The sequence below is a fragment of the Halobacillus sp. genome (genome assembly GCF_049282395.1).
Lineage (GTDB): Bacteria > Bacillota > Bacilli > Bacillales > Halobacillaceae > Halobacillus.
In genome coordinates this window covers 1-1,738 of the sequence record NZ_JBAPTY010000245.1, presented here as the reverse complement: position 1 = coordinate 1,738, position 1,738 = coordinate 1, and the positions used below count along the sequence as shown (strand labels likewise).

Sequence of the window (1,738 nt, the reverse complement as noted above, 5' to 3'; positions counted from 1 at the left end):
AACGCACACCATTATTCGATGACAGCGAAAACTACTTGAATGAAGGATTAGTAGATGCAGGACGCGATGTTCCTGACTACGGTCTGAAGTTCCGTGTAACTGGTCAAAGTAAAGATGGTACTGTAGGAAAAGTATTAATGTACAAATAATCAATTTTAAAAGAACCCCTCTTATATGAGGGGTTCTTTTTTTAATAATTTGATATGAAAAAATAAGATATAATATCAACCTGAAAATTTGAATATCAATCTGGCCCCCTGGATTTGTCGCTATTCCATAGAGAAAGATACGTTAATTACAATTCTTTCTTCTTTCCATACCTGACCGTTTATTTCCCTTCCTGCCATAGCCCCCCCTATTTATCCAGGTCTAGAAAAGTAACCTACAGATTTGCTCCTTAAGGGTGGCAAAAGATTAGTTGCGCCACTATAACAAAGGGGTTCGTCACACACTCTCTTATATACAAGGTTAGGATATGCCCATAAAGCTGGTGCAGAGAATCTCTATCGTTAAAGGGCTTCTATGTACGCCTCTATGGCATTCCGATGCTGGAGCTTGTTATTAGACTCGTTAAGCTTTTCTCCAAATTCAGCTGCTTTCGCTAGAAGTTCTCCTGCTTTAATTATGGACCGTGCGGGAAATATGTTTAATTCTGTACTATCCTATTCGATTTTTCTCAACATTATTGTGTAACATTAGTTTGGCATCGGCACTTTTCAATAAGATTATAGACAAAGTCTAGCCTTTCGTATCAGTTATCCCGTACAATACATTCGTGTTCCTGCTGTATAACTAGCTGTTTGACGATCACTTGTTCATTCTAATTCTCTTTTGTGTTCGCTCAGTTTATATCTTACTGTTCAATGCGAGTATCACGGTGGGCATAATAATGGTCTAAAAATATATGAAAAACCATCCTCCGTATCGCTAGGCGATACGGGAGAAAAGTTTTACCATTTAACCTAATATAAACAGAGATAAGCACCCGACACTTCCCTTTAAATCACCTCTTCCTAAAAAGTAAGGCAAATAAAAGATAAAATATGTAACCAAACCATATTTCCTGGGAAATATACGAAATTGCATTGCTGTCTCAATTCCGAAATTAACGAAGCGTTAAGAAATGAGGAGGGGCCAGGATCTCTGGGCATACAAAACCAATCACCAGTTGTTTCCTCATTCATATGTAAGGTTTTCATGAATGATAATCTTGAGCAGTCATGCCATAAACCTCAATATCCTTGTATTCACCCCAGTGGTAGATATCCCCTTTCAATTTACCTTCATAACTAAGACCGACTTTTTGCATCACTCTCGTAGAGGCTGGGTTTTCACTGATCGCTGCAGACCAAACCCTGTTAAGCTGCAAAGTTTCGAAACCATACTCGACCATCCGCGCAGCCGCTTCTGAGGCATATCCTTTTCCCCAGTAAGGCTTTCCTACCCAATAAGCAAGCTCGCCCTTCTTGTGTTTATGGTCCACTCGCAGCGTCATCGTCCCCACCAGCTCATTTGTTGATTTCAATACCATAGCCATAGGATAAGCTTTTCCTTCCTTAATCCATTCTTCATGCGTACGTATCCAGTTCTGAGCGTCTTCCAGGGTATATGGATGCGGAACGAAGGTGGTAGCTGCAACCGCTTTGTCACCTGCAAGCTCCGTCACGCGTTCTGCCTGAGAGATTTCATACGGTTGTAAATTCAAACGCTCGGTCGTTAATGGCCAATTCATAGAAAA

General features: G+C 40.4%; 2 protein-coding genes. One reads left to right on the top strand and one right to left on the bottom strand.

Going from position 1 to position 1,738, the window contains the following annotated elements; genetic code table 11:
* A partial coding sequence (locus WAM07_RS10515) for a hypothetical protein (RefSeq protein ID WP_422166664.1) occupies window positions 1-149 on the top strand: 149 nt, incomplete at its 5' end.
* A gap of 1,046 nt (window positions 150-1,195) precedes the next feature.
* Here the strand turns inward: WAM07_RS10515 and WAM07_RS10510 are convergent.
* Window positions 1,196-1,738, bottom strand: a 543-nt coding sequence (locus WAM07_RS10510) for a GNAT family N-acetyltransferase (protein ID WP_422166662.1), incomplete at its 5' end; no start/stop codon positions are given.